The following is a 6,676-nucleotide window of genomic DNA, read 5'->3' as shown; positions in this document are numbered from 1 at the left end:
TTGATGTGTGGGGGCGGCACTATGTTCGGGCCAAAAGCCTGAAGTGAGCAACGACGACACTTAGGTATTCGCGGTTTGAACGCGTTTCTTTGCTTGGTTTCTTTGCGCGTTTGAAAAGAAATGAAGTCCCGCCCCGGATAGGGGCTAACAGAAATAAGCAAGAAAATACTACTTATGCAGAACGACCACGCTAGCAGAAGGACTCAATGCTAGCCCCACACTCTCCGCTAGCAGCACCGCCCAAGCCCTAGCCCCACACTCTCCGCTAGCAGCACCGCCCAAAACCTCCCGCTCCAATGGCCCAACCCCCAACCAAACCCCCGTCGCCCCCGCCCGAAGTACGCTTCCGGATGCGCATCCGCCAAGCCGAGCTTGTCGCGATCGGCCCAGGAAAGATCGACTTGCTCGAAGCCGTCAAGGAACACGGTTCAATTTCCGCAGCAGCACGCAGCCTCGGCATGTCATACAGGCGAGCGTGGCTCCTTATCGACGAATTGAACCGCACGCTCAAGACCCCCGCAACCTCATCCGAAACAGGCGGGACTGCGGGCGGAGGGTGCGTCCTGACGCCTGTCGGCGAGAAGATCATTCGCCTTTATCGCGAGATAGAAACCGAAGCGGCAAAGACGTGCGCACCTCAAATTTCTGCATTGATCAAGCTGATCAAGCGCTAAAGGCATCAGCCCATCGGCCTCAGCCATGCCGCAAGCAGAACCTGGAGGCAGGCGGCGTGCGGCCGCTCACAGGCGACGCCGCTTCAAGTCGCAGCATCAACTCAATAAAACTCGCCACGCTCGCAGTCCGCACCGGATGATAGTCAACCTGATGCCGGTCGCACACGCGCTTGAGCAGGTTCATCGAATCATGGTCAATGCAATCCACCGGAAAAACCACAATATCCGCCCGAGGCAGCGCGGCGGCGAACATCCCCTTGCGATCCTCAATCCCGCCGTCATGCACCACGAAATCGCCTCCCGCCGATTCCACCAATTGCCTTAGCGCCGCGTTCGAGCCCGGCCGGCCGCCGACGTAAACCACGCGCTTGCCTTGCAGGCTCGCGAGCGTGGACTTAGCGCCGGACGCGTCAAGTGTGTCCTCAAGCGTCTTTTCCAACGCCTGACATTCGGCATGAAATGCGTTGAGCATTGCAATGGCATCGTCAAGACGCTTGCTCAACGCCTCGCCATTTTGCTGCTCGATAACCGCCCGCTGTTCGGCCACTTCCCGCCGGCTCGTATGGATCGCAAGACGCTCGTCGCGCGCCCTTAGCGCTTCGCGCAGCACGATCACCTCGGCTTCCAGTTCATCGGCCGGCGCGCTCGCTTGCCGCGCAGCCTTGAGCGAAAGTTCGGTCGACTGGCGCTGCGCTGCGTCGCGCTCAATACTCATCTCGTGCAACCGGCGTTGCTGGCGCTCCACTTTGTCCTTGAGCGCCGCGTTCTCTTCCTCAAGGGCGACAAGCCGGCGGATGTCCGCGCGGTTGGCAGCGCCCACGAGATGCGACAACATATGCAAGTCGCCAAACGCAGCCTGCCGAATGCTCAGGGTGGCCTGCGGGTGGGTCATCACTGCCCAGTAAGCAGACGGAATGTCGCCGCTTTTCAACGCGTCTTTCCACAGCGCCAGCAGTGTGTCCGCATCCTTCGACGATTCGAACTTGCGCAAGGCCCCGGCATAACGCACGTCGAGCGCTTTCTGCAACGCTTTGGCCCCGTCGCCACCTTCAATGGCTAGTTCGACTGCCGCATGATGAATTTCCAGGTCGGTCGCTTCATGCCGATCGAGAGAAGTGAACTTGGGAACGAGCTTTCTCAACTCATTGGTGCTCAGGCACGTTCCAATGATCGAGCAGTGCAGGTGCGAATCCAGTTCTGAAAGCCTGGCGCGCCGCCGCAAGCTACGGAGTTGCGAGGCTGTGGGCGCGCAGCAAACGTCGGGCGGCGCGTTGCTGGAACGCGTGCCGGCAAGGCGAAAGGGCGGAGCGGTATGCACGTCGGCCTCGAAGCGGTTTGACCCAGCAGTTTGACCCTTATGCCAACCTTCAAACGACGACACCCGCCTGAAGATGGTCCGTGACCGAAATATACCACCGAATATAACGCTATTCATTCAAGGGGCCTGCGAGGGCGCTACTAAGGCGCTACTAAGCCGCTGTTAAGGTGCTGCTCAAGCGTGGCTAACGCGCAGTGGCGAAGCACCTGAAGGCAAGGCTGATCCGGGGCTCTTCAATACCACTTAGCTTCGGGATCCCATGGTTGTGCGTGAACTGCGACGCGTGACTCATCACGATGACGCTGCCCGCATGCAGATCAACGTGAATCGTGCGCCCGTGTCCCGATTTCGCGCGGATCGTCATTCGACGGGTTGCGCCGAGTGAAAGGATAGCGATAGGGGCTCCCCGCACGAGGTGCTGCGTCTTGTCGTGATGAGGCGCGACACTGTCGTCGCCATTGCGATAGAGATTCAAGCCGACGCTGTTGAACATCGCGCCAGTCACGGCGCACACCTGCGCCGCGGCCTCTTTCAAAGGCTGCGGGGCCGGCTCGACATCGAGTGAATACGTCGCCATCAGGCGCGGTACGTCGACTTCCCGGTCGTACATCATGCGTCGCTGATTGTTCCATTGAACATGGCGCATCAGTTGCTCGAACCAGTCGTGGGCGGTCGCCGCCGGGATGACGTCGGGCAGATAGCGAATGCCGCCCTCCGGGTCATCGACCAAAGCAAGCGGCGCGGCCTCGAACAGGTCATTCTGGAACACGGTTGTCGTCCTCCTCACTGCGACCCTAAGTCGCTTTCCGGGTGGTCCAGCGAGAATGGCAATTCGCCTTGGACAGGTTGCGGTTCGGGCACTTGTGCGCCGAGCGGAAGCAGGGCAGTGACGCGCACGCCAAGCAAGCGCAGCCGGCGGTCGAGCGGAACGCGCCTGAGGCATTCAGTGGCGGCCCGGCGAATTTCTGCCGCATCGGCGGTGGGTGACACGACGGTCAGGTCGCGCGTGACCGTGCTGAAGTCGTTGTAGCGCAGCTTGATGCCCACCGTGCGCCCGACGTAGCCCTTGCGATGCAGATCCTCGGCCACGCGTGTACACAATGCCGTGAACGCCGCCGATAACTCGTCGCGATCCTGCCTGGGATGCAGGTCACGCTCGAACGTGGTCTCGCGGCTCATCGACTTGGGTTCGGAGCTGACGACTAACGGCCGCTCGTCAAAGCCTTGCGCGACTTCCAGAAGCCACCCGCAATAGCTGCTGCCAAAGCGCTCCTGAAGCATCCCGGGGTCCGCGCGCGCCAGATCTCCGACCGTTTCAATACCGCACGCCGCGAGCTTTTCCGTCGCCTTCGGACCGATGCCATTAACCTTGCGAACGGCTAGCGGCCAGATCCTGGTGGGCACGTCTGCGGGCGTCAGGATGGTCAGCCCGTCCGGCTTGTCGAGTTCCGAACCGATCTTCGCCAGCAGCTTGTTGGGCGCGACGCTAATCGAGCAGGACAGGGCCGTGGCATCGCGAACCGCCTGCTTGATGCGCGCGGCGATATCAACTGATTCGCCGGGCAGGTCGGTGAGATCGATATAGATTTCATCGATACCGCGATTCTCAATCTGCGACGTGAACGTGGCGACCGCCGCCTTGAAAAGCCGCGAGTAGTGACGATACGAATCGAAATCGGTGGGCAGGAGAATGGCGTTGGGTGCGAGTGCGGCCGCTTTCATCATGCCCATGGCGGAAAACACGCCAAGAGCGCGGGCTTCGTAGGTCGATGTGGTGACCACGCCGCGGCCCGCGTAGTTGCGAAGCCTGGCGAAGCGGCGGGTGCCGTCAGCCAGTGTTTCCGGCGCGGCATTGCGTCCGCCGCCGATAACGACAGGCTGGCCGCGCAACTCGGGGTATCGGAGGAGCTCGACTGAGGCATAGAACGCGTCCATGTCCAGATGAGCAATACGCCGGGTCAGCATGGTTGGGCCGTGATTGCGGCCGTAGCGGTCGTAGTCGTGGAAATCGCGGGCAACCCCAAGTAAAAGCAGTTGTCGCCGCCGTTTCCGGTGGGATCGGACATAGCTGGGTAGGCTGTATGGATATACAGTATTTTACCCCCAAAAAACCGATCGCACCATGCCACGGAAGATCCGGGGCCGGACGCGTTCAAGCCCGGCATGACCGCCCTTGAACACGCTCACGTCACACGTTGCTTTCAGATGGCGACTTCTGGCGGCGCCTGACGGAACAGCCGCGTAATCCAGCACAAGTACACAAGTCCGATCACGAACCAGATCGCGCCCATTACCAGCGCGGTTTTCTCCAGGCTCACCAGCAGCCAGATGTCAGCGACCGCGCCGATCAGCGGGAAAATCAAGCCGCTGAACACGTTCATCTTCTTGCCCGCATAATTGCCTGACGTATAAAGACGCACCACGCACAAGTTGACCGCTGTGAACGCCAGGAAGGCGCCGAAGTTGATGAAGGAGGTGGACGTCGCCACGTCCAGCTTCAACGCGATCAGGCCGACAATTCCCGCAATCGCGATGTTGATCGCCGGCGTCTTGAACTTCGGATGAATGAAACCGAAGACGCGCTTGGGCAGGATTTCATCGCGGCCCATCGCGTAGAGCAAGCGTCCTACGCTGGCCTGTGCGGAAATACCCGACGCGAATTGCGCGAGGATAAGGCCGGCCAGGAACACGGTCACGAAAATATCGCCGCCAATGGTCTTGGCTACTTCGAACGCCGCCGAATCCGTGTCCTTGAATTCGACGCCCGGATGCGCGAGTTGCATCGTGTAGGCAGCCAGCACGAAGATCGCACCTCCGATCAGCGCGATCCATAAAATCGCGCGCGGCATGTTCTTTTCAGGCTCGATGGTTTCCTCGGTGAGCGTCGACACCGCGTCGAAGCCGAGATAGGAATACGCGGCGATCGCGGCACCTGCCATGGTCGAGGCGGTGTCGTCGCTTGCCTTGGCCAGCACGCCATAGGTGCCATACACGATCAACGGCGCCATGTAGGCTAAGCCGAATAACAGCACCGATGGAAACCCGAGCGTGCGCTTAAGGTGCGGCTGCGTTGCAATGGACGAGTCTTGCATGAATTTCTCCGTGACTTTCGACAGGCGTAAGCGGGCACGTCCGCCGCGCGTTCAAGGGTGCGCCGGACGCTTCATGGGCTAAGGAACTGCAGAAAATATCGAGTGGCTAAGCGGTCTAGCGGCTAAAGCGGCGCTCGTCGATCACGAGTGCTCGCGATCCGTCTTCCTGGTCCGCTCGCGTGAGGCCAAGCGGCACGCGAGCGTCGTGCAGGTATCGATAGTGTTCGCGACTCGTTTCGAGCCGGTTCCAGTCGATGCGGGTCGTAAGCAGGATCTCTTCTGCGCCGGCCACCGCGACCGTCTCGCCGAACGGATCGATGAGCGCGGATTCACCCGTGAAGGTCAGGTTGTCGTCGCCGGGCCCGCAGCGGTTCACCATCAGCGCGAACATCTGGTTTTCCATCGCGCGGGCGGCAATGGCGCGGCTATGCACCACGCCGAACGGAGCCATGTTGCCGTTGGTGACGATCAGCAAGTCGGCGTCGAGCGACGCGACGGCGCGCGCGGTCTCGGGAAACTCGATGTCGTAGCAGATCAGCAAGCCGACTGTGATGCCATTCCACACGCACGTCGCGAAGCGGTCGCCGGGTGTGAACACGCCGACATCCGTCGCCCACAAATGCGTCTTGCGATAACGCAGCGCGATCTCGCCGTTTTCATCGACAAGCACTGTCGTGTTATAAAAACGCGAGCCTTCGCGCTCGGCCAGTCCCACCGCTACCGAGATGCCCGCGCGCTTCGCCGCGTCGCGCACGGCAGTAAGCGCGGGGCCGTCGATCGGTTGCGCTACGTCTGCCACGTTTTCGCGCGTGGGGAAACCAGACAGCGCGGTCTCCGGGAAAACCATCAGTTTCGTGCCACCGTCGAGATCGGCGCGGCCGATGGTTTCGATGACCTTGCGCGTGTTGTGCGCTACATCGCTATCGATCAGCGTGATTTGAGCGAGTTCTACCTGCATGTGACGTGTCTCCTTCCCTATGCTTTGAAAAAGCTTTGCACGGTCTTGCTAATCATTTCGTCCAGGCTATTATCGGGGCATTATTTTTGTCCAGAAATTACCCTTGAGGGTTACCTCACCGGAGGAGACGATGGAGTTTGAATGGCGGGATCTGGCGTTCCATCGCGAGATCGGTTCGGCCATCGACGCCCTGGACGGCCCTCATTTCTGGGCCCGTCTCACGCGTGTGCTGGAGCGGCATATCCGCTTTGATAGTTGGGTTGCGTTGCGCTTTGGCCGCCATACGCCGCCGCTGGTATGTGCCGAGCAGGCGCTACCCGAGGGCAAGGTCGACCTGCTCTTCCAGGATTACCTGGCCGCGCTCTATCAACTGGATCCGTTCTATCTGGCCGCTTTCGAACAACGGGTCTCGGGTTTTTTCACGCTAGCCGACGTTGCACCCGACAACTTCAGGATGACTGAGTATTACCAGCGTTATTTCAAGAAAAATATTGTCGGCGATGAAGTGCATTTCAACGTGGTGATCAACGACGACTATACGAGGGGATTTTCTCTCGGCAACACGGTCGAGTACGGCGAGCGCGAAGTCGCTTTACTGACCTTGTTCTCCCCATGGGTGCTCGCGTTGATGCAG

General features: G+C 60.3%; 6 protein-coding genes and 1 pseudogene. 2 read left to right on the top strand and 5 right to left on the bottom strand.

Annotated elements, in window-relative coordinates:
- Window positions 1-296: 296 nt before the first annotated feature.
- Window positions 297-674 (top strand): winged helix-turn-helix domain-containing protein, encoded by a 378-nt coding sequence (locus tag WCA53_RS09530; protein WP_423908409.1) that lies wholly within the window; start codon window positions 297-299, stop codon window positions 672-674.
- Window positions 675-693: 19 nt separating this feature from the next.
- On the opposite strand, the gene WCA53_RS09525 is transcribed toward WCA53_RS09530, so the two are convergent.
- From WCA53_RS09525 to WCA53_RS09505, 5 genes are all read right to left on the bottom strand, one after another.
- Window positions 694-1,992 carry a DUF2325 domain-containing protein gene (locus tag WCA53_RS09525; RefSeq protein ID WP_423908407.1) on the bottom strand — a complete coding sequence of 433 codons (1,299 nt, stop codon included), beginning with the start codon at window positions 1,990-1,992 and terminating at the stop codon, window positions 694-696.
- Between the two features lie 184 nt (window positions 1,993-2,176).
- Complete coding sequence (locus WCA53_RS09520) at window positions 2,177-2,761, bottom strand: alpha-ketoglutarate-dependent dioxygenase AlkB family protein (RefSeq protein ID WP_423908405.1); 585 nt, start codon at window positions 2,759-2,761, stop codon at window positions 2,177-2,179.
- 14 nt (window positions 2,762-2,775) lie between these two features.
- Window positions 2,776-3,957, bottom strand: coding sequence for a DNA polymerase IV (gene dinB / locus WCA53_RS09515; RefSeq protein ID WP_423908403.1), 1,182 nt, complete (start codon window positions 3,955-3,957; stop codon window positions 2,776-2,778).
- Window positions 3,958-4,193: 236 nt separating this feature from the next.
- Window positions 4,194-5,084: an APC family permease gene (locus tag WCA53_RS09510; protein WP_423908400.1), complete on the bottom strand. Its 891-nt coding sequence runs from the start codon at window positions 5,082-5,084 to the stop codon at window positions 4,194-4,196.
- Window positions 5,085-5,199: 115 nt separating this feature from the next.
- Window positions 5,200-6,042, bottom strand: coding sequence for a carbon-nitrogen hydrolase family protein (locus WCA53_RS09505; protein ID WP_423908397.1), 843 nt, complete (start codon window positions 6,040-6,042; stop codon window positions 5,200-5,202).
- Window positions 6,043-6,172: 130 nt separating this feature from the next.
- On the opposite strand from WCA53_RS09505, the pseudogene WCA53_RS09500 reads away from it, so the two are divergent.
- Window positions 6,173-6,676 (top strand): annotated as a pseudogene (locus tag WCA53_RS09500) (helix-turn-helix transcriptional regulator); the annotation flags it as partial.

Origin of the sequence: Caballeronia sp., from assembly GCF_049581465.1 — a bacterium.
Lineage (GTDB): Bacteria > Pseudomonadota > Gammaproteobacteria > Burkholderiales > Burkholderiaceae > Caballeronia.
This window is presented reverse-complemented; position numbering and strand designations above follow the sequence as displayed.